General features: G+C 74.1%; 28 protein-coding genes. 7 read left to right on the top strand and 21 right to left on the bottom strand.

The window, feature by feature from the left end; translation table 11 throughout:
• The first annotated feature begins 25 nt into the window (after positions 1-25).
• Both ACSDG8_RS03600 and ACSDG8_RS03595 read left to right on the top strand, forming a co-directional pair.
• Positions 26-607 (top strand): carboxymuconolactone decarboxylase family protein, encoded by a 582-nt coding sequence (locus ACSDG8_RS03600; protein WP_247677910.1) that lies wholly within the window; start codon positions 26-28, stop codon positions 605-607.
• Between the two features lie 105 nt (positions 608-712).
• Positions 713-1,357, top strand: coding sequence for an alpha/beta fold hydrolase (locus tag ACSDG8_RS03595; RefSeq protein ID WP_439427642.1), 645 nt, complete (start codon positions 713-715; stop codon positions 1,355-1,357).
• On the opposite strand, the gene ACSDG8_RS03590 is transcribed toward ACSDG8_RS03595, so the two are convergent.
• The 3 genes from ACSDG8_RS03590 to ACSDG8_RS03580 are packed head-to-tail and all read right to left on the bottom strand — an operon-like array spanning position 1,358 to position 3,479.
• The gene (locus tag ACSDG8_RS03590) at positions 1,358-2,125 is read right to left on the bottom strand and encodes a class I SAM-dependent methyltransferase (protein WP_439427641.1); all 768 of its coding nucleotides are present in this window, start codon (positions 2,123-2,125) and stop codon (positions 1,358-1,360) included.
• Positions 2,126-2,157: 32 nt separating this feature from the next.
• Positions 2,158-2,928 (bottom strand): maleylpyruvate isomerase N-terminal domain-containing protein, encoded by a 771-nt coding sequence (locus ACSDG8_RS03585; protein ID WP_439427640.1) that lies wholly within the window; start codon positions 2,926-2,928, stop codon positions 2,158-2,160.
• Positions 2,925-3,479: an AAA family ATPase gene (locus ACSDG8_RS03580; protein WP_210891206.1), complete on the bottom strand. Its 555-nt coding sequence runs from the start codon at positions 3,477-3,479 to the stop codon at positions 2,925-2,927. Before ACSDG8_RS03580 ends, ACSDG8_RS03585 begins: the two co-directional genes overlap by 4 nt.
• Before the next feature lie 38 nt (positions 3,480-3,517).
• On the opposite strand from ACSDG8_RS03580, the gene ACSDG8_RS03575 reads away from it, so the two are divergent.
• Positions 3,518-4,282, top strand: coding sequence for a class I SAM-dependent methyltransferase (locus ACSDG8_RS03575; protein ID WP_439427639.1), 765 nt, complete (start codon positions 3,518-3,520; stop codon positions 4,280-4,282).
• A gap of 4 nt (positions 4,283-4,286) precedes the next feature.
• Here ACSDG8_RS03575 and ACSDG8_RS03570 read toward each other — a convergent pair whose 3' ends face one another.
• From ACSDG8_RS03570 to trxA, 11 genes are all read right to left on the bottom strand, one after another.
• Complete coding sequence (locus ACSDG8_RS03570) at positions 4,287-5,378, bottom strand: winged helix DNA-binding domain-containing protein (protein ID WP_439427638.1); 1,092 nt, start codon at positions 5,376-5,378, stop codon at positions 4,287-4,289.
• Positions 5,379-5,436: 58 nt separating this feature from the next.
• Entirely contained in the window at positions 5,437-5,637 is a 201-nt protein-coding gene (locus ACSDG8_RS03565; protein ID WP_210891211.1) for a hypothetical protein, read from the bottom strand.
• A gap of 66 nt (positions 5,638-5,703) precedes the next feature.
• On the bottom strand, positions 5,704-7,383 hold the full coding sequence (locus ACSDG8_RS03560; protein WP_210891213.1) for a long-chain-fatty-acid--CoA ligase: 1,680 nt from the start codon (positions 7,381-7,383) through the stop codon (positions 5,704-5,706).
• A gap of 102 nt (positions 7,384-7,485) precedes the next feature.
• Positions 7,486-7,665, bottom strand: coding sequence for a hypothetical protein (locus tag ACSDG8_RS03555; RefSeq protein WP_210891215.1), 180 nt, complete (start codon positions 7,663-7,665; stop codon positions 7,486-7,488).
• A gap of 73 nt (positions 7,666-7,738) precedes the next feature.
• Positions 7,739-8,449 (bottom strand): spermidine synthase, encoded by a 711-nt coding sequence (locus ACSDG8_RS03550; protein ID WP_210891217.1) that lies wholly within the window; start codon positions 8,447-8,449, stop codon positions 7,739-7,741.
• A gap of 81 nt (positions 8,450-8,530) precedes the next feature.
• Entirely contained in the window at positions 8,531-9,139 is a 609-nt protein-coding gene (locus tag ACSDG8_RS03545; protein WP_439427637.1) for a class I SAM-dependent methyltransferase, read from the bottom strand.
• Positions 9,078-9,974: a sulfite exporter TauE/SafE family protein gene (locus ACSDG8_RS03540; RefSeq protein WP_210891221.1), complete on the bottom strand. Its 897-nt coding sequence runs from the start codon at positions 9,972-9,974 to the stop codon at positions 9,078-9,080. The genes ACSDG8_RS03545 and ACSDG8_RS03540 overlap by 62 nt, the downstream gene beginning before the upstream one ends.
• Complete coding sequence (locus ACSDG8_RS03535; RefSeq protein ID WP_439427636.1) at positions 9,971-10,558, bottom strand: rhodanese-like domain-containing protein; 588 nt, start codon at positions 10,556-10,558, stop codon at positions 9,971-9,973. Before ACSDG8_RS03535 ends, ACSDG8_RS03540 begins: the two co-directional genes overlap by 4 nt.
• Before the next feature lie 83 nt (positions 10,559-10,641).
• Positions 10,642-12,039, bottom strand: coding sequence for a rhodanese-like domain-containing protein (locus tag ACSDG8_RS03530; RefSeq protein WP_439427635.1), 1,398 nt, complete (start codon positions 12,037-12,039; stop codon positions 10,642-10,644).
• A gap of 154 nt (positions 12,040-12,193) precedes the next feature.
• Positions 12,194-12,463 (bottom strand): metal-sensitive transcriptional regulator, encoded by a 270-nt coding sequence (locus tag ACSDG8_RS03525; protein ID WP_210891227.1) that lies wholly within the window; start codon positions 12,461-12,463, stop codon positions 12,194-12,196.
• A gap of 53 nt (positions 12,464-12,516) precedes the next feature.
• A complete protein-coding gene (trxA, locus tag ACSDG8_RS03520) occupies positions 12,517-12,867 on the bottom strand; it encodes a thioredoxin (RefSeq protein WP_210891229.1) in 351 nt (116 codons plus the stop codon).
• Positions 12,868-13,916: 1,049 nt separating this feature from the next.
• Here trxA and eccB point away from each other — a divergent pair.
• Positions 13,917-15,299: a type VII secretion protein EccB gene (gene eccB / locus ACSDG8_RS03515; protein WP_439427634.1), complete on the top strand. Its 1,383-nt coding sequence runs from the start codon at positions 13,917-13,919 to the stop codon at positions 15,297-15,299.
• Positions 15,300-15,429: 130 nt separating this feature from the next.
• Here the strand turns inward: eccB and ACSDG8_RS03510 are convergent, their stop codons facing one another.
• From ACSDG8_RS03510 to ACSDG8_RS03490, 5 genes are read right to left on the bottom strand one after another with little or no spacing between them, the layout of a single operon-like run.
• A complete protein-coding gene (locus ACSDG8_RS03510; protein ID WP_210891240.1) occupies positions 15,430-16,035 on the bottom strand; it encodes a class I SAM-dependent methyltransferase in 606 nt (201 codons plus the stop codon).
• A gap of 32 nt (positions 16,036-16,067) precedes the next feature.
• A complete protein-coding gene (locus tag ACSDG8_RS03505) occupies positions 16,068-16,673 on the bottom strand; it encodes a phosphatase PAP2 family protein (RefSeq protein ID WP_439427633.1) in 606 nt (201 codons plus the stop codon).
• 22 nt (positions 16,674-16,695) lie between these two features.
• Positions 16,696-17,562 (bottom strand): carbohydrate ABC transporter permease, encoded by an 867-nt coding sequence (locus ACSDG8_RS03500; RefSeq protein WP_013285935.1) that lies wholly within the window; start codon positions 17,560-17,562, stop codon positions 16,696-16,698.
• Positions 17,562-18,521: a carbohydrate ABC transporter permease gene (locus tag ACSDG8_RS03495; protein WP_210891244.1), complete on the bottom strand. Its 960-nt coding sequence runs from the start codon at positions 18,519-18,521 to the stop codon at positions 17,562-17,564. The genes ACSDG8_RS03500 and ACSDG8_RS03495 overlap by 1 nt, the downstream gene beginning before the upstream one ends.
• Positions 18,518-19,909 carry an ABC transporter substrate-binding protein gene (locus ACSDG8_RS03490; RefSeq protein ID WP_439427632.1) on the bottom strand — a complete coding sequence of 464 codons (1,392 nt, stop codon included), beginning with the start codon at positions 19,907-19,909 and terminating at the stop codon, positions 18,518-18,520. Before ACSDG8_RS03490 ends, ACSDG8_RS03495 begins: the two co-directional genes overlap by 4 nt.
• A 121-nt stretch (positions 19,910-20,030) precedes the next feature.
• Here ACSDG8_RS03490 and ACSDG8_RS03485 point away from each other — a divergent pair, with 121 nt between their 5' ends.
• The 3 genes from ACSDG8_RS03485 to ACSDG8_RS03475 are packed head-to-tail and all read left to right on the top strand — an operon-like array spanning position 20,031 to position 23,220.
• Positions 20,031-21,068: a zinc-binding dehydrogenase gene (locus ACSDG8_RS03485; RefSeq protein ID WP_210942662.1), complete on the top strand. Its 1,038-nt coding sequence runs from the start codon at positions 20,031-20,033 to the stop codon at positions 21,066-21,068.
• Positions 21,068-21,886: a sugar phosphate isomerase/epimerase family protein gene (locus ACSDG8_RS03480; RefSeq protein ID WP_210942661.1), complete on the top strand. Its 819-nt coding sequence runs from the start codon at positions 21,068-21,070 to the stop codon at positions 21,884-21,886. Before ACSDG8_RS03485 ends, ACSDG8_RS03480 begins: the two co-directional genes overlap by 1 nt.
• The gene (locus ACSDG8_RS03475) at positions 21,883-23,220 is read left to right on the top strand and encodes an MGH1-like glycoside hydrolase domain-containing protein (RefSeq protein WP_210942660.1); all 1,338 of its coding nucleotides are present in this window, start codon (positions 21,883-21,885) and stop codon (positions 23,218-23,220) included. The genes ACSDG8_RS03480 and ACSDG8_RS03475 overlap by 4 nt, the downstream gene beginning before the upstream one ends.
• Before the next feature lie 45 nt (positions 23,221-23,265).
• On the opposite strand, the gene ACSDG8_RS03470 is transcribed toward ACSDG8_RS03475, so the two are convergent.
• Both ACSDG8_RS03470 and ACSDG8_RS03465 read right to left on the bottom strand, forming a co-directional pair.
• Positions 23,266-23,970 (bottom strand): CBS domain-containing protein, encoded by a 705-nt coding sequence (locus tag ACSDG8_RS03470; protein ID WP_210942659.1) that lies wholly within the window; start codon positions 23,968-23,970, stop codon positions 23,266-23,268.
• Positions 23,971-24,064: 94 nt separating this feature from the next.
• On the bottom strand, positions 24,065-26,179 hold the full coding sequence (locus tag ACSDG8_RS03465; RefSeq protein WP_210942658.1) for a molybdopterin-containing oxidoreductase family protein: 2,115 nt from the start codon (positions 26,177-26,179) through the stop codon (positions 24,065-24,067).
• Positions 26,180-26,222 lie beyond the last annotated feature (43 nt).

Genomic DNA, 26,222 nt, shown 5'->3' with positions numbered 1-26,222 from the left:
CGCCCGGGTGCCGCAGACTGCCCGCATGAATGCCGCCTTCCTTCCCGAACCGCCGCAGAGCCCGGCGGCGAAAGCCGCGTACGAGGACGACCTCTCCTCCGACGGCTATGTCAACAACCTCACCCGCGTCTGGTGCTGGCGACCCGACGTGCTGATGTCCTTCCAGAACACACGCGCCGAACTGCTGTCCGCGTCCACGCTTTCCGGGCGGGAGGTGGCGGTGCTGGTCGCCGCCACCGCCGCGGCCCGGGGCGACTCATACTGCGCCCTGGCCTGGGGCACACGGCTGGCCGGGATGAGCGACGACGCGGCAGCCGCCGAGGTGCTGCGCGGCGGCGAGGCGGACCTGTCCGCGCGGGAGACGGCGCTGGCCGACTGGTCCCGCCGGGTCGTGACGGACCCGAACGCCACTACCGAGGCCGACACGCAACGCCTGCGCGACGCCGGCCTGAACGATCAGGAGATCTTCGAGGCGACCACGCTGATCGCGTTCCGGCTGGCCTTCTCCACTGTGAACGACGCGCTCGGCGCACGGCCGGACGCGCAGCTGGCGGAGAAGGCCCCGAAGCTGGTCCGGGAGGCGGTCACGTTCGGCCGCCCGGTCTGAACGAGCGGGTCCCGACCCCGGGCCGCGCCTCGACCGGGCGGCCACGGGGCGGTCCGCCACATGAGACGGCCACGGCATGTCGTACCGGTGTGGGAGGGTCCGGACATGACGACGTTCGTGCTCATCCACGGCGGCGGGGGCAGCGCGTGGGACTGGCACCTGCTGGTTCCCGAGCTGGCCGCGCGGGGTCACGACGCGGTGGCGCCGGAGCTGCCGATCGGTGACCGGTCGGCGGGGTTCGCCGACTTCCGCCAGACGGTGATCGACGCCGTCGGCGACCGCGACGACCTCGTGGTGGTCGGGCACTCGTACGGCGCGTTCACCGCGCCGCTGGTCGCCGACCGGCTGCCGGTGCGCCTGCTGGTCCTGCTCACCCCGATGATCCCGCGGCCCGGTGAGAAGCCGGGGGACTGGTGGGGCAACACCGGCTACCGCGAGCCGGAAGGGCTCAGCGAGGAGCAGCAGTTCTACAACGGCGTGCCGGCCGGGATCGTCGCCGAAGCGCCGGCGCACGCCCGGGAGCAGGTCAGCGCGGAGTGGGACGAGCCATGGCCACCGGCCGCCTGGCCGGACGTGCCGACGACGGTGCTGATCGGCCGTGACGACCGGTTCTTCCCCGCCGACTTCCAGCGCCGGGTGGCCGCCGACCGGCTCGGCGTGGTGCCGGACGAGATCGACGGTGGTCACGCGGTGGCGCTCAGCCGTCCGGGTCCGCTCGCCGACCGGCTGACCGCCTACCTGGCGTCCTGATCAGGGCAGCGGCGTTCGCCGGGCCAGGTGGACGGTGACGTCGGAGGTGACCTCGACCGTGTCGGGCAGGACGTCCCGGACGCGGCGGAACACCTGCTCGCGTACGAGCGGCGGCAGTTCGAGATAGGCCGAGACGGTCGACAGGAGACCGACGAAGTCGTCGGCGCTCATCGTGATCCGCCGCTCGATCGCGGCCTGCCGCACGTCGGTGAACCACTCGGACGCGCGCAGCTCGGTGCCGGGCCACTGCATCTCTGCCGCCGGTGACGTCCCGTCCGGCGACGGGATCTCGTCGTCGGCGACGTGCTCGGCGCGGGCCGCGGCGACCGCGTCGCGCAGGGCCGGGTCGGCCAGCCGCAGCGGCCCGCCGAACGAGGCGAACACGCCACCGGGCGTCAGCAGCGCGGCCACCCGCTCCCACCGCCGGTCCGGGGCCGTCCAGTGCAGCGCGGCTGCCGCGTACACCAGGTCGTGGCGCTCGTCGGCGGGCAACTCCTCGAACGCGGCCTGCCGGACCCGCACGTCGGCGGGCACGTGCCGGCGCAGTTCGGCGAGCATCGCCGGGTCCGGGTCGGTGGCGGTGACCGTGATGCCGCGCCGGGCGAACAGCCGGGTGGCTTTGCCGGTCCCGGCGCCGATCTCCAGGGCGGCGCGGACGGGCCGGCCCGCGTACGCCAGCACCAGGTCGGCGAGTTTCTCCGGGTAGCCGGGCCGGAACCGCTCGTACGCCTGCGCGGCCGCTCCGAAGCTCAACGCACGACCCGGCATGCCGGGCATCCTCCCACGATCAGGCTGCGGTCCTACGCGTCCGGGTCCCACGCCGCGATCCGGTCCAGGACGCGCCGGTCGCCCTCGATGGCGAGCGCGTCCAGCGGTATCCGGCCGTAGAAGGCCAGCACCAGGTCACCGGCCGTGGAACGGGCGGAGGTGTCGGCCGGGCTCGCGCCGGCTCCGGCGGCCAGGCGGGTGACCCGTGCGCCGTCGGGGGAGAGCCGCACGCGCCACCATCCGCCCTCGGCGAGGTGGTAGTCGAGGACGGCGGGCTCGTACGGCCACGCCACAGTGGTCGCGCAGCAGGTGAACAGGAAGTCCTCCACGCCGTCGAGGGCCACCTCGACCGGCAGCGGCTGCGGCGCGCCCACGGTGAGCTGGGCGTCGTAGGTGTGCACCGCGATCTCCTGGAGCTGGTGCCGGGCGACGGTGCCGCAGTTCTGCGGGGACTGCGACGTGTCCCACCACGTCCAGCAGCCGCGATCGGGTCCGGCTTCGCGCAGCGCGGCCAGCAACTGCTCGGTGGACTCGGCCAGCCAGTCCCGCAGGGCCGTACGCTCCCGTGGCGCGCCCGGACCGCCGGGCGCGGCCCGCCCGGACGCCTCGGGACCGGCGGCGACGGTGGCCGCCCACGAGCGCCGTCCCTCGCCGATGTGCCGGGCCAGGTCGAACAGCGTCCACTCGGGGCAGGTCGGCACCGGCGCGTCGAGGTCCGGCGCAGCGGCGACCGCGTCCCGGAATGCGGCCGACCGGTCGTCGATCAGCCGCAGCCGATCGGGAAACGTCAGGGGTTCGCTCACTCCGGCTGTCTATCACCGTCCCCGGAGACCTGACAGCGAGTTTCGAAGCGCACGTGCGCGGCGACGGCATCGGCCACCTGCTCGGGCGGGGGAGAGGCGTCGATCAGGCAGGCGTCGGTCACCGACGCGAACGTGGCGAGCGCCCGGGCGACGTGGTCGTGCCGCCAGCCGCGCGCGCCGGCCTCGATCCGGTCGGCGTCGATGCGCTCACGCAACCGGTCCTCGGCGAGCGTGAGCACCACCTCGCGGACGTCGACGCCCGCGGCGCGGACGCCGCCGAGGATCTCCGCGCGGTACGCCGGGTCGAGCAGGCTCATCGGCACGATCCAGACGCCCCCGTGATGCCGGTCCAGGCCGCTGACGGTCTGCACGACGAGGTGACGCCACAGCGGCAGGTCCTGGAAGTCGCCGGTCGGCGGGGTGACGAACGCGGTGAGCATCGAGCCGAGGAACTCGGGGTCGAACAGCCTCGCGTCCGGCAGCGCGTCCGTGAGCAGCCGCGCCGTGGTCGTCTTGCCGACACCGAACGCGCCGTTGATCCAGACAATCATGACGGTGATGGTGCCAGTGAGCGGGTTAGCCTGGCGTCGTGGGATTCGATGTCGGCGCGGACGCGTACGGCCGTTTCATGGGCCGCTTCGCCGAGCCGCTGGCGGTCCGCTTCGCCGACGCGGCGGGCGTCGCGCCGGGTCTGCGGGCACTGGACGTCGGCTGCGGCACCGGAGCGCTGACCGCGGAGCTGGTCGCACGGCTGGGCCCCGAGGCGGTGTCGGCTGTCGACCCGTCGGCGCCGTTCGTCGAGGCGGCCCGGGCACGGCTGCCCGGGGTCGAGATCCGGCGGGCGACGGCCGAGCGGCTGCCGTTCCCCGACGGCGGCTTCGACGTCACCCTCGCGCAGCTCGTCGTGCATTTCATGACGGACCCGGTGGCCGGCCTGCGGGAGATGGCCCGCGTGACCCGTCCCGGGGGCGTGGTGGCGGCCTGCGTGTGGGACCACGCCGGCGGGCGGGGGCCGCTGACCGTTTTCTGGGAGGCGGTCCGGGCGCTCGACCCGGGCGCGCACGACGAGTCGGGGCTGGCCGGGACGCGGGAGGGCGGCCTCGCCGAACTGTTCGCCGCCGCCGGACTGCGGGACGTGCGGTCGTCCACGCTCACCGTCCGGGCGAGTTTCGCGAGCTTCGAGCAGTGGTGGGAGCCGTACACGCTCGGGGTGGGCCCGGCCGGGGACCACGTGCAGGCGCTCGACGCGGCGGGGCGGGCGGCGCTGCGCGACCGGTGCGCGTCGCTGCTCGGCGACCGGTGGCCGGTGGAGGTCGACGCCTCGGCCTGGACGGCGGTCGGGCGGACCCGGTAGGCGGTCAGTCGGCGAAGTCGACGCCGGTCAGCGGCACACCCCGGTACGCGGCGAGGCGCTCGGCCTCCGCGACCACCGCGTCGCGGGTGCTGCCGGTGAGCCTGCGCCACGGCTGGACGGCGACGGTGAACGTCCGGCCGGACTTGCGGGGCCGCCAGGCGCCGACCAGCTCGCCGTCGGCCAGCACCGCGCCGGGACGGCCCAGCACGGGCCACAGCTCCTTGACGCGGGCCGCGTCGGGCACCAGCGTCGCCCGGTCTTTCGCCTGGAGGAACAGGTCGAACGGGCCGAGCAGGCGGGTCGTGCTCACCTCGGCCGAGGCCAGTGCCGCCTCGTCGGCGGCGAGCAGCCAGCGCGTCTCGCCGTCGACGCTCACCTCGACCGCGTCGCCCGGCCAGCGGGCCTTCACCTCCTTGACCGGGGCGTCGAGGTAGTCGGCGACGTGCTTCGGGGTGGCCGGGCCGAGCAGCCGCAGGTAGGCGCGGACGAGGTCGAACCGGTCGCCGGGCGCGGCCGCCGCACGGAACCCGCGGATGCGTTCCAGGACCGGCGGTGACGTATCGAGCCGCAGCTCCAGCCCGGCGCGCACGGCGGCCAGCCGGAACGGCATCTCGTAGAGGTGGATCGCGTCGCACGGCCGGCAGTGCCGCAGGTAGGGCTCGGGCATCACCTCGGCGAGCCGCCCGGACACCTCGCCCTTGACGGTCGGCCGCCGGACGATCTCCCGCATCCGCGCGGCCACCTCGTCCAGCGCGGCCAGGATGCCGATGCCGGCCGCCTTCAACGGCTTCGCCGCGTCGTAGATGCGCTTGCCCGCGTCCGCGTCGGAGAACGGCTCGACAGCGGCGGCCACCACGCCCACGTCGGCGCGGCGGTAGAGGTGCGGCGCGCCGCGTACGGTCCAGAGCATGACCACGTCGTCGCCGGTCAGCGGGGTCACGTCGACCCCGCGCGTGGCGAGGGCCCACCGGCAGCCGTCGGGGCCGGTGTCCTGCACGCCGATGTCGAGCACCGCGGTGTCGGCGAGCGAGCCGCGTGCCCGGTCGAGCTGCTGAGCGCGTACGCGGAAGGCCATGACCTGACGCCTGTCGACCATCGCCACAGCGTAGGCGGCGGCACCGACATCTCCCCGCGTCGCGGCGGGGTCCGGCGCGTCAGCGGGCGGCGCGCGGCGCCGAGTCCGTCCGCCGGTCGGGGCCGGAGCGCTTGAGCAGGAACACCCCGCCGCCGATGAACAGGATGCTGAGCACGATTCCGACCAGGTTGCCGTCGGCGAGCGTGCCGAAGATGCCGAGCAGGCCGACGATGACGGCGACGCCGCCGACCAGACGCATGACGTAACGACCGACTGACATACCCCGTGAATCCACCATGGACGCTCGTCTACCCCTGTCGTCGCGCCGGCAAACGGGCGGCCTGCGTCAGCGGGCGGCGAGCAGCCGTTCGCGGACCTCACGGCGCAGGATCTTGCCGATCTGCGAGTAGGGCAGCTCGTCGACGACCACGACCCGGCGGGGCACCTTGTAGCCGGCCAGGTGGGTGCGGCACGACGTCCGGATCGCCTCCGGCGTGGCGGCCACCGCCGGGTCGACCACCACCGCCGCGACGACCTCCTCGCCGTCGGCGGTGGGCATCCCCACGGCGGCGGCCTCGCGTACGCCGGGGACGCGGCGCAGCGCCTCCTCCACCTCGGACGGGTAGACGTTGAAGCCGCCGGTGATGATCAGTTCCTTGATCCGGTCGACCACTGTGACGAAGCCGTCGGTGTCCATGGTGACGATGTCGCCGGTGCGCATCCAGCCGCCGGGCAGCAGCACCTTCGCGGTCTCCTCGGGCCGGTGCCAGTAGCCGGAGAACACCTGCGGGCCGCGTACCAGCAGCTCACCGGCCTCGCCCGGGGCGCGGTCGCGGGACGGGTCCTCCGGGTCCACGATGCGTACGTCGGTGGAGGGGAACGGCACGCCGACGGTGCCGGGGCGGCGGGTCGGCGCGACCGGGTTGCCGACGGTGATCGGGGACGTCTCGGTCATCCCGTACCCCTCGACCAGCAGGCCGCCGGTCACCTGCTCCCACAGCTCCACGGTGGCCGGTGGCAGCGACATCGCGCCGGACAGCGCGTACCGGATGGAGGTGAGGTCGACGCCGCGCTCGCGGGCGACGGTGGCCAGCTTCGCGTAGACCGGCGGCACCGCGGGCAGGAACGTCGGCGGGCGGCGGCGGACAGCGTCGAGCACCTGGTCGGCGTCGAAGCGGGGGAACAGCACCAGCGTCGCCCCGATGCTGACGGCGAAGGTCAGGCAGAGCGTCAGTCCGTAGGCGTGGAACAGCGGCAGCACCGCGTACACGGTCTCCGCGCCGTCGCGCAGGCCGGGCACCCAGGCGCGGCCCTGCGCGGCGTTGGCCCGCAGGTTGCGGTGGGTCAGCACCGCGCCCTTGGGCTCGCCGGTGGTGCCGCCGGTGTACTGGAGCAGCGCGACGTCGCCGGCCTCCGGCGCGGGATGCCCGGCGGGCAGCGGCCCGGCCGCGGCGACCAGGTCCGACCAGGCCAGCGCACCGGGCGCGGGGGCGGTCATCGCGGCGCGCGCGGCGCGGACCTTCGGCAGCGGCGCCCGCAGCGCCCACCGCTTGAGCCGCGGCAGCGCCGCGGTCAGGTCGACCGCCACCACGGTACGCACGGCGCCGCGTCCCGCCACCAGCGGTGCGACCTTGTCCCACGCGATCGCGACTGTGGCGCCGTGGTCGGTGAGCTGCCGGTCCAGCTCGTCGGCGGTGTAGAGCGGGTTGTGCTCGACCACCACCGCGCCAAGGCGCAGCACGGCGTAGAAGGCGACCACGTGCTGCGGGCAGTTCGGCAGCACCAGGGCCACCCGGTCGCCGGGGCCGACGCCGAGGCGGCGCAGCGCCTCGGCGGCGTGGGACACCTGCTCGGCCAGCTCGGTGAACGTGGTGGTGGCGCCGTAGAAGTCGAGCGCGACGCGGGGGCCGAACCGCCCGGCGGCCTCGGTGAGCAGGTCGACGAGCGAGCCGTCCGGCTCGGCGATGTCGGCCGGTACCCCCGGCGCGTAGCTACGGGTCCAGGGTCGCTGGGCTGTCGCGTCCATCGCCGTTACTCCTCGTCGCGCGGGTGACGACCCCAGCGTAACTTAACCGCCCGGTAACCTACGCTCACGTAGGTTGCCGGGTCGGTCACATTCCGCCGCAGGTCACCGGCGGCCCGTCGAGTGCTGGTGTACCACCCGCCGGCCCTTCACGATCCCGACGACGATGACCGCGGCGAGCGCGATCACGCCGATGATGACGAGCCAGCGGACCGCCTCCAGCAGCAGCCCGAGCAGGATGATCACACCGGCGGCCACGCCGACCACCCACAGCAACGCGCGCATGTCCCAGCCTCCCGTCGTACGGTCGGCCGTCCGCTTTCCCGCTGGTCGTGCAGCCATGCGCGGCCGGGCGGCGTCAGTGCCGGGCCACGTACACGGTGTTCGCCGCCTCCCGGCCCTGCAACGGGTTCGGGAACCGGACGACGTGCGCCACCGAGGTCGGGAACACCTCGGTCAGTGTGCGCTGGAACGCCTGGTCCGGCGGGTCGTTCGACCACAGCGCGAAGACCCCCTGCGGATGCAGCAGCGCGGCCAGGCGGCGCAGCCCGTCGACCGTGTAGAACGCGGCGTGGCTCGGGTGCAGCACCTGGCGGGGGGAGTGGTCCACGTCCAGCAGCACCGCGTGGAAGCGGCGCCCCGGCTCGTCCGGGTCGAAACCGCCGTCGGCGACCGCGGCGAAGAAATCCGCCCGCACGAACCGGGTACGCGGATCAGCGGCCAGGCCGGCGGCGAACGGCAGCAGGTCCCGCCGATGCCAGTCGATCACGTCCTCGATCGCCTCGACCACCAGCAGCGAACGCACCCGGGGATCCTCCAGCGCGGTACGCGCCGTGTAACCGAGGCCGAGCCCGCCGACCACCACGTCCAGCTCCGTGCCGGTGAGCGGGGCCAGCCCGAGCCGGGCCAGCTCGATCTCCGCCACCGGGAAGGCGCTGGACATGAGGTACTCGTCGTCGAGCTTCACCTCGTAGACCTCGGAGCCCAGCGCCGGGTCGCGCCGCCGCCGCAGGCTGATCTCGCCGATCGGCGTCTCCCGCCAGGCCAGTTCCTCGAAACGCGCGCCCACCCGGTGTCCTCTCCGCTGATCCGTCCCCGGATGCTACCGGCCGGTCCCGGCCCGGCCCGGCGGAACCACGGCGCGCGGCGCTCAGTCGGCGGGGCGGGTGGCCACCACGACCGTGTCCAGCGCGTCGACGGCGCCGCCGTCGCTCGTCGGGACCGGCCGGCGTGCGGTCTCGGCCCGCTGGACCCGCAGCCCGGCCAGCCCGTCGACCACCGCCTCGGGCGTGAGAAGCACGGCGGGGTCCTGCGGGCCCCCGGTGCCACCGGTGAGGTTGGCCAGGTCGTGCCCGACCACCACGAGCGTGCCGCCGGGACGCAGCGCGGACTTCGCCGCGGCGAGCACGCCTGCGAAGTCGGCGGCGGTCAGGTGCAGGTAGCTGATCAGCACCAGGTCGTAGCTGTTCGGCACCGGCCGGTACGCGGTCACGTCCGCGACCCGCCAGTCGACAGTCACGCCCCGCGCGGCGGCCATCTGCCGCCCCCGCTCGACGGCCACGGTGGAGAAGTCCACCGCGTTCACCCGCCAGCCCTGACCGGCCAGCCAGACCGCGTTGCGTCCCTCGCCGGCGGCGATGTCCAGCGCCGACCCGGGGGTCAGGCCGGTGACCGACTCGACCACGAAACGGTTGGGCTCAGCGCTCCACACCAGTCCGGGCGTGTCGGCGTACCGGTTGTCCCAGGCGCTGCTGTCCACTGTGTCCCCTTCCTCGGCGGGCCCGCACCGCCATGGTGACCGTACCGGCCACGGCGACCGCTCCCACGGCGAGTCCCCAAACCGGCGGCAGTTGCTGCGCGAGCACGAACACGCCCATCACCACGACGAACCAGCCGAACCCGCGGCGCAGCAGATCGGCCGGGATCCGCCCGGCGACCCGGCCACCGAGCAGGCTGCCGACGACCGCGGCGACAGTGACCGCGCCGGCCAGCCCCCAGTGGATCTGCACGCTGGACAGGTAGCCGGCCAGGCCCGCGAACGACTTCATCGCGATCACGACGAGCGAGGTGCCGACCGCCACCGGCATCGGCAACCCGCCGAGCAGGGCCAGCGCCGGTACGACCAGGAAGCCGCCGCCCGCGCCGACCAGGCCGGTGACCAGGCCGACGACCACGCCGTCCCCGACCACCCGCAGCATCGGCAGCTCGTGCGGCTTCGACCGGCCCTCGGTGGACCGGCGGCCCCGGAGCATCGCGACAGCGGTGGCCAGCATCATCAGGGCGAACCCGGTGAGCAGGACACCGGCCGGGACGAACTCGGCCAGCCGGCCGCCCGCGTACGCGCCGGTCATGCCGGCCACGCCGAAGACGAGCCCGGTACGCCAGCGGACCCGGTTCGCCCAGGCGTGCGGCAGCACGCCCACGGCGCTGGTCACGCCGACGACGAGCAGCGAGGTGGCGATGGCCTCCTTGGCGGGCAGGTCGGCGACGTAGACCAGCAGCGGCACGGCGAGGATCGACCCGCCGCCGCCGAGCAGGCCCAGCGTCACGCCGATCAGCACCGCGCCGGCCAGCGTCAGCACGAGGGTGGTCACTTACGGCCCCCGTCGCGCAACTGCCCGACGATCGTGTCCAGGTCGCAGCTCGCGCCGCGGTTGTACGGCAGCTTGCTCAGCAGCATGCCCATGGCGCAGGTGTTGGTGAGCGCGGCGAACGTGAGGCCGGCGCCGATGAACGCGGCGACCCACTTCAGGCCGGGCACGAACACCGAGCCGAGCACGGCGGCGAGCACGATCGCGCCGGCGACGAGACGCACCTGGCGCTCCAGGTCCCAGCGGGCCCGGCCCTGGTTGACCTGCGCGCCGGTGGCCTGCCAGGCCAGCATGCCGCCGTCGAGCACCTTCAGGTTGGGCAGGCCGACGGCGCCGAGCGCCTGCCCGGCCTGGCTCGCCCGGGCGCCGGAGCGACAGACGAGCACCACGTCCTCGTCCAGGTGGTTGCGCAGCTCCGCGCGGTGCTCGCGGAGCAGGTCCAGCGGCACGTTGTACGCGCCGGGGATGTGCGCCGCCTCGAACTCGCCGGGCGTACGCACGTCGAGAATCCGGGGCGGACGGCCCGCGGCGATCAGCTCGCGCAGGGTGGCCGAGTCGATGGTGGTGGTGGGGGTGCTCGTGGTCATGCTCTGTCTCCTTGACTGTTTTCGGGCAGGGTCCGACGCCGGCCGGCGTGTCGGGCACGCCGGCCGGGCGTCGGGGGAGAAGGTCAGGCGGCGGGCGCCATCCGTACGCCGGCCTCAGCGGCCCGGGCGTACGCGTCGTCGATCAGCACCACGTCGCGGCCGGCGTTGGCGAGAAGGGACGCGGCGGCGGTGGCCCGGTAGCCGGAGCCGCAGTGCACCCAGACCGTCCCGGCGGGGATGTCGGCGAGCCGCTTCGGCACGTCCGGCAGCGGTACGTGCACCGCGCCGTCGATGTGCCCGGCCTTCCACTCGTTCGTCATCCGCACGTCGAGGACGACCTGCGGCTCGGGCAGCCCGGCCGGGGTCTTCCCGGCCTGCGCGGCGGCGAGCGCCGGGAAGTCGGCCACGGCCATCTCGCGCAGCTGCGCCGGGTCGGCGGTCCACTGCTCGGGCTCGCCGGTGGCCTGGGCGGCCGGGCGGTCGATGCCGATGCGGACCAGCTCCCGCTGGGCGTCGGCGACCTGCTCCGGGGTCTGCGCCAGGAACGTCACCGGCACACCCCAGTCGATCAGCCAGCCGAGCCAGGTCGACATCGGCCCGTCCAGGCCGAGACTGACGGTGCCGGCCAGGTGCGAGGCCGCGTACGCCTTGCGGTGCCGCAGGTCGACCACCCACTCGCCGGCGGCGATACGACGGCGCAGCTCGTCGGCGTCGGCGCGGGACACCGGCGTGAGGTCGACCGGGGCGGGCCCGGCGGCGTTGGCGACGCCCATGTGGGCGTAGTAGGCCGGGTAGGCGTCCAGCCCGGCGAGCGTCTCGGTGACGAACTGGTCGGCGGCCAGCCGCAGCACCGGGTTGGCCTCCTTCTCCCGGCCGATCGTCGACTCGGGCGCGTCGGCCTGACTGGCCGAGCAGAAGCTGCCGAAGCCGTGCGTGGGCCACACCTGCGCGCCGTCGGGCAGCAGGTCGGCCAGCTTGCGGGCCGAGGCGTACTGGTGGTGCGCAAGCTCGTGCGCGTACTGCTGGCCGAGCAGGTCGGTGCGGCCGGTGGTGCCGAACAGCAGCGACCCGCCGGTGAACACGCCGGCCGGCGTCCAGCCGCCGTCGCGCTCGTCGAGCACGTACGACAGGTGGTGGAACGTGTGGCCCGGGGTGCCGAGCACCCGCAGCCGCATCGTGTCCGAGACCGGCACGGTGTCGCCGTCGGAGACCGGCGTGCGGTCGAACTCGACGGTGTCGGCGGCCGCCACCAGGTACTGCGCGCCGGTGATCCGGGCCAGTTCCAGGCCGCCGGAGACGTAGTCGTTGTGGATGTGCGTCTCCACCACGTGGGTGATCCGGACGCCCTTGGCGCCGGCCAGGTACAGGACGCGGTCGATGTCGCGCTGCGGGTCGACCACGATCGCTACCCGGCCGTCGGAGGCCAGGTAGCTGCGGTCGCCGAGCGAGGAGGTCGCGATGACGGACACGTCGAGAGTCATGCCGTTTCCTCTCTTTGCCTATATACCCCGGGGGGTATGCGAGGGACAGTCTGCGGCCCGGGTTCCCCAGGCAGTGGTTTACCCACCCGCGCCGTGGTCACACGGCGCGGGCGGGACTCAGCCGGTCAGGCGGGTGCCGTCAGGCCAGGGGCCGTCAGGCCAGGGACAGGAAGAGCTTCTCCAGCTCCTCCTCGGTCATCTCCGGCTCCTCGCCCGCCTGGCGGGCGGCGTCGCAGTAGCGCATGCCGGAGGCAATGATCTTGAAGCCGGCCCGGTCGATGGCCTTCGAGACCGCGGCGAGCTGGGTCAGTGCGGAGCGGCAGTCCTCACCGTTCTCCATCATCTCGATGACGGCGTTGAGCTGCCCGCGGGCCCGCTTGAGCCGGGTCAGCGCCTCGCCGGTCATCTCGGGTCGAAGATTCACGTCGTACCTCCTGCGCTCGAAGATACCCCAGGGGGTACCCGTGCCGCCACCCTTCAGGCGGTCTTGGCCCGGACCTCGTCCATGTCGAGGTCGCGCACGGCCCGGATCAACTCCTCCAGCCCGGCCGTCGACAGGGCGCCCGGCTGGGCGAACACCAGCACGCCGTCCCGGAACGCCATCAGTGTCGGGATCGACCGGATCTGCGCCGCGGCCGCGAGGGCTGGCTCCGCCTCGGTGTCGACCTTGCCGAAGGCGATGTCCGGATGCTGCTCGGCGGCCTTCTCGTAGACCGGCGCGAACGCGCGGCAGGGGCCGCACCAGCCGGCCCAGAAGTCGACCAGGACGATGCCGTCCCGGTTGACGGTCTCCGCGAAGTCGGTGGTGGTCAACGCCACGCTGGCCATCAGTACCTCCGTTGGTTCGGGTTCCGGCATGTGTAACACACCCCCCGGGGTATCCATTCCGGGTGGGTGCCTGGTGCGGCGGGGCCCGGCCACCTTGATCGACTCCAGTTCGGGGAGGTGGTGGGGTCCAGGTGGGTGTGATGCAGCAACTTCGGGGAGCTGGCGGGCGGGTTGCCTCGGGGCTGGGCGGGTTTGGAGCGGGCGGGTTTGGCGCGGGGGGTGTCTCGCCTGGGGTGGTGCGTGCAGGGCGTGTGCGGAGGCGGGGCGTTGGCTCGGCTGATGGGTGGCCGTGCCTGTCCCTGTCTTGATCGACTCCAGTTCGGGGAGGTGGTCGGGTCGGGCCGGTGTGAGGTGACTACCTCGGGGAGCTGGCGGGCGGGGCATCGGGCGAGGGCGGTTTCGATCGCACTGTCCCGCGGGGGCCTGATGTCTGTGGGGCTCATGCGGAGCTTGTGGGTTGGCTGATGCCCGTGGTGCCTGTTCCGTGCCTTGATCCACTCCAGTTCGGGGAGGTGGTGTGGTCCGGGTGGGTGTGATGCAGCAACTTCGGCGTGCTTGCGCTGGGATGGGGCGCGGGCGCTCAGCCCGTGGGTTGATCCACTTCAGTTCGGGGAGGTGGTCGGGTCCGGGTCGGTGGGATGCAGCCACTTCGGCGTGCTTGCGGGCGGGTGCTTCGGGAACGAGGGAGGTTTCGAACGCGCTGTCCCGCTGGGCATGGTGCCGGCGGGCCCATGCGGAGCGCGCGCGGTGGCTAGGTGCCTGTTTCGGGGCTTGATCCACTGCAGCTCGGGGAGGTGGTCGGGTGCGGGTCGGTGGGATGCAGCCACCTCGGCGTGCTTGCGCTCGGGCCGAGCGCGGGCGCTCACCCCCGTGCGGTGATCCACTCCCGTTCGGGGAGGTGGTCGGGTCCGGGTCGGGGGGATGCAGCCACCTCGGCGTACTGGCGGAACGGGCCGACAACGAAGGGCCGGCGAGGGACACGCAGGGTCGCCGAGGCATCGACGGAGCGCTTATCCTGTGCGCCGACCATCCCGGCGGGAAGGGACCCGATGGCGTCGCGGCAGGACCAGCTGCACTCGTACCAGTTCACCGTCCAGCGGGCGGTCGCCGCGCTCGTCATGCGGGAGACCGACCCGCCGCAGTCGCCGTTCCGCAGGCTGGCCGGCGCCGGTCTGGCCAGCGTCCTGGTCGCGGCGATCGCGCTCGGCGGCGTCGCCCTCTACGGCCTGTTCACCGGGGGCGGCGACTCGTGGCGCGAGACGGGCGCGGTGATCGTGGAGAAGGAGTCCGGCGCGCGGTTCGTCTACCGGGACGAGAAGCTGCACCCGGTGCTCAACTACGCCTCCGCGCTGCTGATCATCGGGGCGGAGCAGCCGAAGACGGTGCTGGTCAGCCGCCGTGCCATCGAGGGGGTGCCGCGCGGTCTGCCGCTGGGCATCGCCGACGCGCCGGACTCGCTGCCCGCACCGAACCGGCTCGTCCGCGACGCGTGGACGCTGTGCTCGACGGAAGGGGACGAGGCGGGGCGCGGCGAGGCCCGGTCGGTGCTGCTGATCGGCCGGGAGGCCACCGGCGGCCGGGCGCTCGGCGACCAGGGTCTGCTGGCACGCCACCCGGACGGCGGCCTGCACCTGGTCTGGCACGACCGGCGCTACCTGCTGCGCGACACCGACCGGGTGCTCGCCGCGCTGGCCGCCACCCGGGAACGGGCGGTGCCGGTCGCGGCGGCGCTGCTCAACTCGCTGCGGGCCGGCGCCGACCTGGTCCCGCCGCAGGTCGGCGACCTCGGTGAGCCGTCCGAGCGGGTCACCGGCGCGAGTGTGGGTGACGTCTACCTGGTGCGCAACTCCGGTGGCGGGCGGCAGTACGCGGTGGCCCAGCGCGGCGGGCTGGCCGGCATCACCGAGTTGCAGGCGGCGCTGCTGCTGGCGCGTACCGGCCAGGGGGAGCCGGAACCGATCACGCTCGGCCGGTTCGCCGCGCTGCCGAAGCTGCCCGGTCTGGTGCCCGGCGGGCCGGCCGCGCCGCCCGCCGTCCCGCCCTCGCTGGCCGCGGCGGAGGGCGGTGCGCTCTGCGCGCGGGCCGGCGACGACACCGGGGTACGCGAGATCCGCGTCGGCGTCACCGCGCCGGACCTGGCCGCCGCCACGCGGACACCCGGCGGCCGGGCCGGGCTCGCCGACGAGGTGGTGGTGGAGCCGGGACGCGGCGCGCTGGTGGAGGCGGCGGCCGCGCCGGGCGCGACCGGCGGCGCGATCTGTGTGGTCACCGACCTGGGACGGCGGTACGCGCTGGCCGGCGCAGAGGTGGCCGGCATGCTCGGGTACGCGGGCGTGCGCCCGGTGCGGCTGCCGGCGGGCCTGGTGGACCTGCTGCCGGCGGGCAGCCCGCTCGACCCGGAGGCCGCCCGCACCGTGGCCGCACCGGCCTGACCGGTCGGTGGTAAAGAGCGCCGGCCGCACAGTCCGTCGGCACGCGCCCGCCACATTCAGTTGGTGACGAGCGTGCAGGTCGGGGTGGGCCAGATCGCACGGCGCCGGCCGGCGGAGGTGCGGGAGCGGATCAGTCGGCGGGGCGGCGCAGCACGGTCACCGCGAAGTCGGCGTCGTCGCGCCAGGGACGCAGGTCCCAGGTGGCGAAGCGGTGTTCGGGGCGCAGTCCGGCGGCCACCGCGTCGGCCTCCAGGTCGGCCACCGGGTAGCCCCGGTCGGTGGCGAAGCCGACCACGACCAGGCCGTCCGGGCGTACGTGCGCGGCGACCCGGCCGAGCACGTCGCGTTCGGTGCCGGGGGCGACGAAGACCATCACGTTGCCGGCCAGCACGGCGGCGTCGAACGGCTCGGGCTCGCCCTGGGCGGGCAGGTCCAGCTCGGCCAGGTCGGCGACGAGGAAGCGGGGGCCGGGGTGGTCGGCGCGGGCCGCCTCGACGAGTGTCGGGTCGGCGTCCACGCCGACGGCGTCGTGCCCGCGTGCGGCGAGCGCGGCGGCGACCCGGCCGGTGCCGCAGCCGGCGTCCAGGATGCGCGCGCCGGGCGGGACGAGCGCGTCCAGCAGCCGCGCCTCACCGGACAGGTCGGCGCCTTCGGCGGCGAGCTGGCGGAAGCGGTCCACGTACCACTGCGAGTGGCCGGGGTTCGTGTCGGTCACCCAGCGGGTCGGCTTGCCCATGAGGCCACCGTAGCTGATCTTGTGGGCTGGGGTCAGGCGAGCGCCAGGAACGTGGCGGCGGCCAGCGGCCCGCCCAGCGCGACGCCGGCCAGCACCTGCGGCCAGGTGTGGTCGCTCAGCCGTACCCGGGACCAGCCGACCGCCGCCACGAGGGGCCAGCCGAGGTTCGCGGCCGGGCCGACCAGCGGCACCAGCACGGCGACGGTGGCGGCGACCACCGCCGCGTGGATGCTGAGCTTCCACCAGTGGTTGACCAGCGCGCACGCCGCGCCGACCACGAAGACCACGACGATCACGGCGAACAGTTCGGCGGGCGCGCGTACCGCGGCCAGCAGCAGCAACCCGGCCGCGACCGAGGCGAGCCCGATCGACAGCGGCCGAGCCCGCTGGGTGCGGTCGCCGACGTGCCGGTCGGTGAGCCGCCCCCGGCGTACGCCGTGTACGAGCACGCCGATCGGGATGACGGCGCAGAACAGCAGCGCGATGCCGCCCCAGAGCAGGAACTGGCCGACCGAGCGGCTGACCCGGGCGGCGGCGATCAGCGGCAGCGCCGTGACCAGGACGGTCGGGGCGAGCGCCTCGGTGAGCAGCCGGGCCGCCCGTGCGCCGGCCGGCCGCTCCTCCCGTGATGCTCGCACCCGATCATCCTGGCACGGACGCTCAGCCCTTCTCGGCTCCGCTGGTGAGTCCCTCGGTGAGCAGCCGCTCTCCGGCGAAGAAGAGCACCACGATCGGCAGTGTGAGGATGACCGAGCCGGCCATCAGCACGGTCTTGGGCACCTCGACGCCGTCGGCGAGCAGCGACAGCCCCAGCGACACGGTCCACCGGTCGGGCCGGTCGACCAGGAAGAGCAGCGCGAACAGGTACTCGTTCCAGGCGATCATGAAGTCGTACAGCGCGACGGCCATCACCGACGGCGCGGCCAGTGGCAGGCTGACCCGGCGGATGATGCCCAGGCGGCCCGCGCCGTCGATCGCCGCCGACTCCTCCAGGCTGACCGGGATGGTCTCGAAGTAGTTCTTCAGCATGTAGACCGAGACGGGCAGCGTCTGCGAGATGTAGACGAGCACGAGCCCGGTCAGCGACCCGCGCAGCCCGGCCCGGGTGAAGACCACGAACAGCGGGATCGCGATGACGATCGACGGGAACAGGTAGACCGCCAGGAACAGCGCGCTGACCTGCCGGCGGCCGAAGAACCGCAGGCGGGACACCGCGTACGCGCCGGGAATGGCGATCACCAGGGTGAGCGCGGTGGCGGCGAGCGCCACCAGGCCGCTGTTGCGGATGAACGTGAGGAAGCCCTGGCCGCCGTCGGAGACGGACTTGAGGACCTCGGCGTACGTGGCGACGGTCAGCTCGCCGAACGGCACCCACAACGAGCCTGGTTCGAGCAGCAGGCGTTCGATGGGGCGTACCGACAGCACCAGCATGTACCAGAACGGCAGCAGCGTGACCACCAGGAACCCGGCGATCACCAGCCGGCGCAGCCAGCGCAGGCTGACCGTCTCGATCCGGTCCCGGTCCATCACGCCTCCCGTCGCGCGCCGAAGAAGCGCAGGTAGATCGCCACGAACACGAGCAGCACCACGGCGAGCACGACGGCCTGGGCGGCGGCCGCGCCGATGTCGGTACGGGCGGTGAGGAACTGGTAGACGCGCACGCTCACCACCTCGGTGCCGGCGGAGCCGCCGGTGAGCAGGTAGACGTCGTCGAACTTGTTGAACGTCATGATGAACCGCAGTACGCCGATCAGCGCGATCACCGGCATGAGCTGCGGCAGCAGGATGTGCCGGAACCGCTGGGTGGGTGTCGCGCCGTCGACCCGGGCGGCCTCCTCCAGCTCGCCGGGCACCGCCTGGAGCCGCGCGAGCAGGAACAGGAACGCGAACGGGAAGTAGCGCCACGCCTCGAACGCGATCACCGTCCACAGCGCGGTGGACTCCTGGGACAGGAACGGCACCGGTTGGTCCCAGCCGAGGAAGCGCCGTCCCCAGTCGTTGACGATGCCGAGTTGCGGGTCGAGCATGACCTGCCAGACGAACGTCATGGCGACCACCGGCGCCACGTACGGCAGCAGCATCGACGCGCGTACCAGGGTGCGGCCCCGAAACGGCCCGCGGACGGCCAGCGCGGCCACCAGGCCGACCACGATGGAGCCGGCGGTGCCGCCGACGCTGTAGAGCACCGTGGTCCAGAGCGTGTCGGCGAATCCGGGGGTGTGCAGGACCCGGTCGATGTTGTCCAGCGTCAGCTCGCCGAACAGGCCGGTCTTGCGCAGTGTCGCCAGGCGTACCCGTTGGAAGGCCAGCACCACCGTCCAGACGATGGGTATGCCGATCACCGCGAGCACGACGAGCAGGGTCGGGGCGACGAGCGCGAGCCCGGCGCGGGACTCGCGGCGGCGCAGCGTCAGCGGGCGGCGGCCGGGTCGGCGCGGTCGCTCCGGTGCGGGGGAGCGGCCGGCCTCCGGCGCGGTGGTGGTCAATTGACGCCCTTGGCTATCGCTTCGACGTCCTTGCGGGCGCGTTCGGCGGCGGCGCGGGCGTCGGACTTGCCGCCGACGACGTCGGCGAGCGCCTTGGGTACGGGCAGTTCACCGAGGATCGCGCCGACAAGTTTGCCCTGGTTCTCGGTCAGGCCCCAGCGCTGGAACGTGTCGGGGCTGCGCCGCAGCGTGGCGAGCACGTCCTCGCCGTAGACCTCGGACAGCGGCTTCTTGGTGTCCACGCCGGCCGGGCTGGTGTTCCAGACGGTGTGGAACTTCTGCTTGTCCTCCGGCGTGCCGGTGCGCACCGGGAACCGTCCTTCGGGGGACATGCCGAACCAGCGCGGGTAGCCGTCGGAGAGCATGTACTCCACGAACGACTTCGCCGGGTCGGCCGCGCCGTCGAGCACGGACCAGGAGCTGACCTCGCCGTACTGGGCGGGTTCGGTGCCGTTCGGGCCCTTGATCGCGGTGACGAACCCGCTGTTCTTCGCCAGCCAGGCCGGGTCGGACTGGCACTGGGGGCAGGTGGGGCGGGCGTCGGCGCGCAGCCCGGCCAGCTCGTCGAGGATGAACGGCGACCAGATCAGCATGGCTGCCTTGCCGGCGAAGTAGGTGGCGCGGGTGGTGTCGACGTCCTGGGCGCCCTTGACCGAGTTGTTGCGCATCAGGTCGCCGTAGAAGCGGAACGCCTCGACGCACTCGGGGGAGTCGAGCGTGACCTTGCCGGAGTCGTCGGTGAGCCGGCAGTTGTTCGCCAGCGCCAGGTGTTCGAACGTCTGCTGGGTGAACACGTCGCCGGGTGCGGTGGCCGCGGTGATGCCGGCGACGCCGCCGGTGTTCAGCTTCGCCGCCGCGGCGGCGATCTTCTCGTACGTGTCGGGCGCGGGCAGGCCGGCGGCGGCGAACAGGTCCTTGCGGTAGACGAGCAGCTGGCCCCACCCGTCGCTGGGTACGGCGAGCTGCTTGCCGCCGTCGCTGGTGAGTTCCAGCGCGCGGGGCGTGAACGTGTCCTTGCCGAGCCGGTCGACGACAGCGCCGTTGGCGTCGGCGTCGACCAGTTCGTTCGCGGACAGCGTGCGCACCCCGGCCAGGGAGACCGAGCCGACCACGTCGGGCAGGTCGCCGGCGGCGGCGCTGGAGGCGATCAGGGACGGGAACTGGTCCTCGTTGACGGTGACCAGGTTGACCTGTACGCCGGTCTTGGCGGTGTAGTCGGCGATGATCGCCTTGGTGGCGGCGACCCGGTCCGCCACGTCTTCCAGGCTCCAGACGGTGATCCGGGAACTGTCGGATTTCTGCCCGTCGTCGCTGCATGCGGCCACGCCGGTCCCGGCCAGTGCCAGGATCAGGCTGATTGCGAGCCGCCGCGTTGAGGGTGATGACATCGGTGGCACTCCTCTCGAAAGAGTACGGCTTGCCGCTAATACCCATCGATTCATCAATGTAATCACATATGCCCATTTTTTGGGTTAGAATCGAGGTCGGCACTTTCTTCGGAGCGACGCCATGAGCAACTGGGTTGTCTCTCTGGCCGGGCCCCGGCACGTACGCCTGGAGCCCTGCCCCGCGGACCGGCTCGGTCCGGGCCAGGTCCGCGTCCGCACCCGCTACTCGGGCATCTCCGCCGGCACCGAACTCACGCTCTACCGGGGCAGCAACCCGCGCCTGCGTAAGGACTGGGACGCCGGCGCCCGCATGTTCGTGCCCCGGCAGGCCGGGCCCGCGTACCCGGTGGTGGGTTTCGGCTACGAGGAGGTCGGCGAGATCGTCGAGGCCGCTCCCGACGTCGCCGACCGGCTACCCGGCCAGCTCGTCTGGGGCATCTGGGGGCACCGCGCCGAAGCGGTGCTGCCCGCCGCGGCGGCACATCCGCTGCCGCCCGGCATCGACCCGCTCGCCGCCGTCTTCGCCCGCCCCGGCGCCATCGCGCTGACCGCGGTGCTCGCCGGTGACCTGCACCTGGGCGACTGGGTGGGCGTCTTCGGGCAGGGCGTGATCGGGCTGCTCGGCACCCGGCTCGCGGTGCTCTCCGGCACCCGCGTGGTCGCCGTCGACCGGATGCCCGGGCGGCTCGCGCACGCCACCGGGCTCGGCGCCCGCCGGGTGGTCGACGCCGCCGCCGAGTCGCCCGCCGCCGCGCTGCGCGGCGCCACCGGCGGCCGGGGCGCCGACGTGTGCCTGGAGCTGTCCGGGTCGTACCCGGCGCTGCACGAGGCGATCCGGGCCACCGCGCGCGCCGGCCGCGTCGTCGCGGCCGGCTTCTACCAGGGGTACGCCCACGGGCTGGAACTCGGCGAGGAGTTCCACCACAACCGGATCCAGCTGGTGGCCGCCCAGGTCTCCGGGCCGGATCCGGCACCCGGCACGGCCGGCCGGTGGTCCGGGACCCGGATCGCGGACACGTTCATGGACCTGGTGGCCGAGGGCAGCGTCGACCCGCTGCCGCTGGTGAGCCACGTCGTCGACGCGGGCGCGGTGGCCGACGCCCTGGCGTTGCTCGACCGCGGTGACGGTGACGTCCTCCAAGTGGTGCTGAGGTTCTGATGGACATTCCGCTCGCCTGCCAGGAGCAGCTGCTCCCCGGCGTCGACCTGACCCGGAAGTACGCCCTCGCCGTCTCCCTCGGCTATCAGGGCATCGAGCTGCGCGGCCGGGGCGGGCTCGCGCTGGCCGGGCGGCTGCCGGAGCTGCGCCGCGCCCGCGCCGCCGGCGTGGTCATGCCGACCGTCTGCGTGGAGATGGACCACTTCATCGGCGACTTCGACCCGGGCCGCTCCCGTGACGCGGTGGACAACCTGCGCTCCCAGCTCTCGGTGATCGCCGAGCTGGGCGGCGTCGGCGCGATGACCCCGGCCGCGTGGGGCATGTTCTCCTACCGGCTGCCGCCGTTCGAACCGCCACGCTCGCCGGACGGCGACCGGCGGGTGCTCGTCGACGCGCTGGGCGAGCTGGCCGGGCACGCCCGCGCCGAGGGGGTCACGCTGTTCCTGGAACCGCTCAACCGGTACGAGGACCACATGGTCAACCGGCTCGACCAGGCCGTCGAGCTGTGCCGCGCGGTCGGGTCACCGGCGCTGCGGGTGGCCGCCGACACGTACCACATGAACATCGAGGAGGACGACCCGAACGCCGCGCTGCGCGCTGCCGCGCCGTACCTCGGGCACGTGCAGCTCAGCGACTCCAACCGGCATCAGCCCGGCGCCGGGCACCTGGACTGGGCGGCGCTGCTGGCCACGCTGGACGCGATCGGCTACTCCGGCTGGCTGGCCCTGGAGTGCCGGTTGCGCGGCGAGCCGGTCGCCGCGCTGCGCCAGGCCGCCGACGCGCTGGCCCAGGCCGGTACCCGGCGGGCCGCCGCATGACGCTCACCACCGGGGTACGCGCCGACGCGGAGCGCCACGCCCGGCTGCGCCGCCTCGCGCTGGCCACCCTGGACGCGAACTGGGAACACGACCACACGGTGCCCTCGCGCACGCTCTACCCGCACCAGTGGAGCTGGGACTCGGCGTTCATCGCGATCGGGCTGGCCCACGTGCGCCCCGACCGGGCCTGGCGGGAACTGCGCACACTGTTCGCCGCGCAGTGGATCGACGGCCGGGTGCCGCACATCGTGTTCAACCCGGCCTCGCGCGCCGGGCCGTACTTCCCCGGGCCGCAGTTCTGGGACTCCGCCCGCGCCGACGGCGCCCCGGCCCGGGCCACCTCCGGGATCGTCCAGCCGCCGGTGCACGCCCCGGCCGCCTGGCTGGTGCACCGCCGCGCGCCCGGCGAGGCGTCGGTGGCCGCGCTGCGCCGGCTCTACCCGAGGCTCGTCGCGCAGCAGCGCTACCTGACCGGGCGGCGCGACGCCGGCGGCGGCGGGCTGGCGTCGATCGTGCACCCGTGGGAGTCCGGACTGGACAACAGCCCGGCCTGGGACGCGCCGCTCGCCGCGGTGCCGGCCGACGAGGCGGTGATGCGCGCGTACCGCCGGCACGACACCGCGCACGCCGACGCGGCGCAGCGCCCCACCGACCTGGACTACGCGCGCTACGTCGCGCTCGTGGAGTCGTACCGCGCCGGCCGCTACCGGGACGAAGGGCTGCTCGGCCGGCATCCGTTCCTGGTGGAGTGCCCCCTGGTGAACGCGGCGCTCGGCGTCTCCGAGTACGCCCTCGCGCGCATCGCCACCGTGATCGGCGCCGACCCGGGGCCGCACCGCGACCGGGGCGCCCGGATCACCGAGGCGATCGTCACCCGCCTCTGGGACCCGGTCACCGGCACGTTCCGCCCCCGCGACGTACGCGCCGACCGGCTCGTGCCGGCCCGCACCGTGCTCGGGCTGATGCCGCTGGCGCTGCCCGAGCTGCCGTCGGCGCAGGTGAGCGCGGTGCTGGCCGAGGCGTGCTCGCCGCGCTTCGGGCTGGCCGCCCGGATGGACCGGCCGCTGCCCACGTACGACCGCACCGCGCCGGACTTCGAGCCGCTGCGCTACTGGCGCGGCCCGAGCTGGATCAACACCGGTTGGCTGCTCTGGCAGGGCCTGCGTACCCACCGCCGGGCCGACCTGGCCGCCGGGCTGCGCGAGTCGCTGCTCGACCTGGTCGACCGGGCCGGCTGCCACGAGTACTTCCACCCGGACACCGGCGCCGGGCTGGGCTCGCCCGCGTTCAGCTGGACCGCCGCGCTGGTGCTGGACGCGCTCGGGGCGGAGTGACGACGGTGGCGCCGGCCCGGGCCGGCGCCACCGATCCGTGCCGGGTCAGCCGATGCCGGCCGGGGTGCCGCCGCCGATGCGCAGGGCCGCCATCGGGGCGTCGTCGATCGCGTAGCCGAGCGCGTCGACCACCTCGACCACGCCGCTGACCTGCCGGGCCAGCCGCACCGCGAGCTGTGCCGTGGAGCGGCGCTCCACCTGCCCGGTCAACGTCACCACACCCCGATGCACTGTCACGTCGACCACGCCGTCGCGGACGCCGAGGCTGCGCCACAGCACCTCCTCGACCACGTCGCGGCGGATGCCGGCGTCCGGGCGCAGGTGCACCTTGAGCAGGTCACCCCGGGTGACTATGCCGACGAGGCGGCCGAGGTCGTCGACCACCGGCAGCCGCTTCACGCCGCGCACGTCCATCAGCCGGGCCGCCTCGACGATCGTCGCGTCCGGCGTGATCGTGACCGGGGGAGTGGTCATCAGGTCGGCGGCGAGCGTCGCGCCGGCCTTCGCCCGTGCCTCGCGGTGGTGCCGGTCGGGCAGGATCCGCCGCTCGCGCGGCTGGCCCAGCAGCTCCACCTTGTACATCAGGTCCGCCTCGGACACCACGCCGAGCACCCGGCGGGTCTCGTCCACCACCGGCGCCGCCGTGACGTGCCGGTCGGCCAGCACGTCGACGATCTCCCGGTACGCCGTGCCCTCCCGCACCGACGCCACGTCCCTGGTCATCACGTCCTGCACCTGCCACGTACGCATGGCGAACCTCCCTGTGTCCGCCTCCGACGCTAGGTGGCGGCGACGGGCCGGAGCAGGGGCACAAAGACCAGGTCAGAGGGTCGGAGGTCCCGAATCACCCGGCCGCGACGGGCTCGGCGACCTCATCGAGGGGCGGCTCGGCGGTCAGCAACTCGGCCGGCGCCGGCTCGACCTCCACCCGGCAGTCGTGGAACGTCGGCGCCTCGCCCAGGTCGGTGTCGCGGACCCCGGTGACCGCGTTGACGGTGGAGCGCCCCGGGCTGCGCCGCGCCCAGTACGCCTTGTAGGTGAACGCGCACCCCGGCCGGGTCGCCTCGTCCACCGCCACCGCCGCGAGGAACGAGCCCCGGTCGTTGTGCACGCGTACCGCGTCGCCGTCGGCGAGGCCGCGCTCCGCCGCGTCGGCCGGGTGCAGGTGCACCCGGGGCGGCCCGGCCCGCCGGGCGTGCCAGGGCAGCGACGCGAACGTGGAGTTCATCAGGTAGCGGTTGGCCGGGGTGAGCAGCGTCAGCGGGAACCGGCGGGCCAGTTCCGGGTCCGCCGCCTCGGCCGGCGGCGTGTATCCGGGCAGCGGGTCCACGCCGAGCGCGGCCAGCGCCGGGTCGTGCAGCCGGGCGCGCCCGTCCGGGGTGGGGAAACCGCCCTCGGCGTACGGCGCGGAGCCGACCGGCACGCCGGTGAGCCGGGCGTACGTGCGCTCGCGCAGTTCCTCGAACGTGATCGGCGCGCCGGCCAGCAGTTGCCGGGCCAGGTCCTCGTCGCTGTCCGAGAACGCCGGGTGGTCCACGCCCAGCGCGGCGGCGATCCGGCGGAAGATCTCGGTGTTCGGCAGCGCCTCACCGGGCGCGCGGGTGGCCGGCAGGTTCAGCGTCGTGTAGTGGTGCCCGTACGACGTCTGCAGGTCCAGGTGCTCGGGCTGCATGGTGGCCGGGAGCACCACGTCGGCGTAGTCGCAGGTGTCGGTCCAGCGTTGCTCCAGCACCACTGTGAACAGGTCGGGGCGGCGCAGCCCGGTCAGCAGCCGGGCCTGGTCCGGCGCGGTCGCCGCCGGGTTGGCGTTGAACACCACGAGCGAGGTGACCGGCGGGTCCGCCTCCCCGGTGAGCACGGTGGCCAGCCGGCTCATGTTCAGCGTCCGGGCCGGTGGCGCGGGCATGCCGGCGGGCCGGATCACCGGGCCGTTGTCGATCGGGTGGTGGCCGCTGGTGGTCACCAGGGCCCCGCCTCCGGGGTACCGGAAGTCGCCGGTGAGAAGCGGCATCGCGCAGATGGCCCGGATCGCCTGCCCGGCGCCGTGGTGCCGTTGCAGGCCCAGCCCGACGCGGATCGCGGTGGGCCGGGTGGTGGCGATCCGCTCACCGAGGCGGCGTACCGTCTCGGGCGGCAGGCCGCACTCGGCGGCGGCCCGCTCCACCGGCCACTCGTCGAGCCGGGCGGCCAGCTCCGGCCAGCCGCTGGTGTGCCCGGCCAGCCACGCCTCGTCGGCCGCCCCGGCGTCGCGGACGTGGCGCATCAGCCCGAGCGCGAGCGCCGCGTCGGTGCCCGGTAGCGGCGCGACGTGTTCGTCACTGCGGGCCGCCGTGTCGGTACGCAGCGGGTCGACTGTCACCACGTACGCGCCGCGTTCGCGGGCCTGCTGCACGAACGGCCACAGGTGCAGGTTGGTGACCAGCGGGTTGGCGCCCCAGAGCACGATCAGGTTCGCCGCCACGATCGACTCCGGCTCGAAGCCGACGGAGCTGCCGTACAGCGAGCGCAGCGCGGTCCGTGCCGCCGCCGTGCGGATGGTGGTGTCCAGCCGGGACGCGCCCAGGTGGGCGAAGAGCCGGGGGCCCATGGTCCAGCCCTGGACCAGGCCCATGGTGCCGGCGAAGTAGTAGGGCAGCACCGACTCCGGGCCGTCCCGTTCGATGCTCGCGCGCAGCCCGGCGGCGACCCGGTCGAGTGCCTCGTCCCAGCTCGCCGGCCGGTACGCGACCCGTCCGGCGCCCTTCGGGCCGGTACGGACCCAGGGCGTGGCGAGCCGGTCCGGCCCGTTCACCGCGTCCAGGTAGCGGTTGACCTTCCCGCAGAGCGCGCCCCGGGTGAACGGGTGGTCGCGGTCGCCGCGCAACGCGACCGCCCGGCCGTCGTCGACGGTGAGCTGCCAGACGCAGGTGTCGGGGCAGTCCAGCGGGCAGGCGCCGGGATGGGTGGTGACGGGGGCCATGGGGCGGATGCTACCGACGCGACCCGCCACGTGCCCTGCCGCT

This window comes from Micromonospora sp. LA-10, assembly GCF_051853095.1.
Classification (GTDB): domain Bacteria; phylum Actinomycetota; class Actinomycetes; order Mycobacteriales; family Micromonosporaceae; genus Micromonospora; species Micromonospora echinospora_A.
Note: the sequence above shows the minus strand (reverse complement) of the source record. Positions and strands in the feature narration are given on the sequence as shown.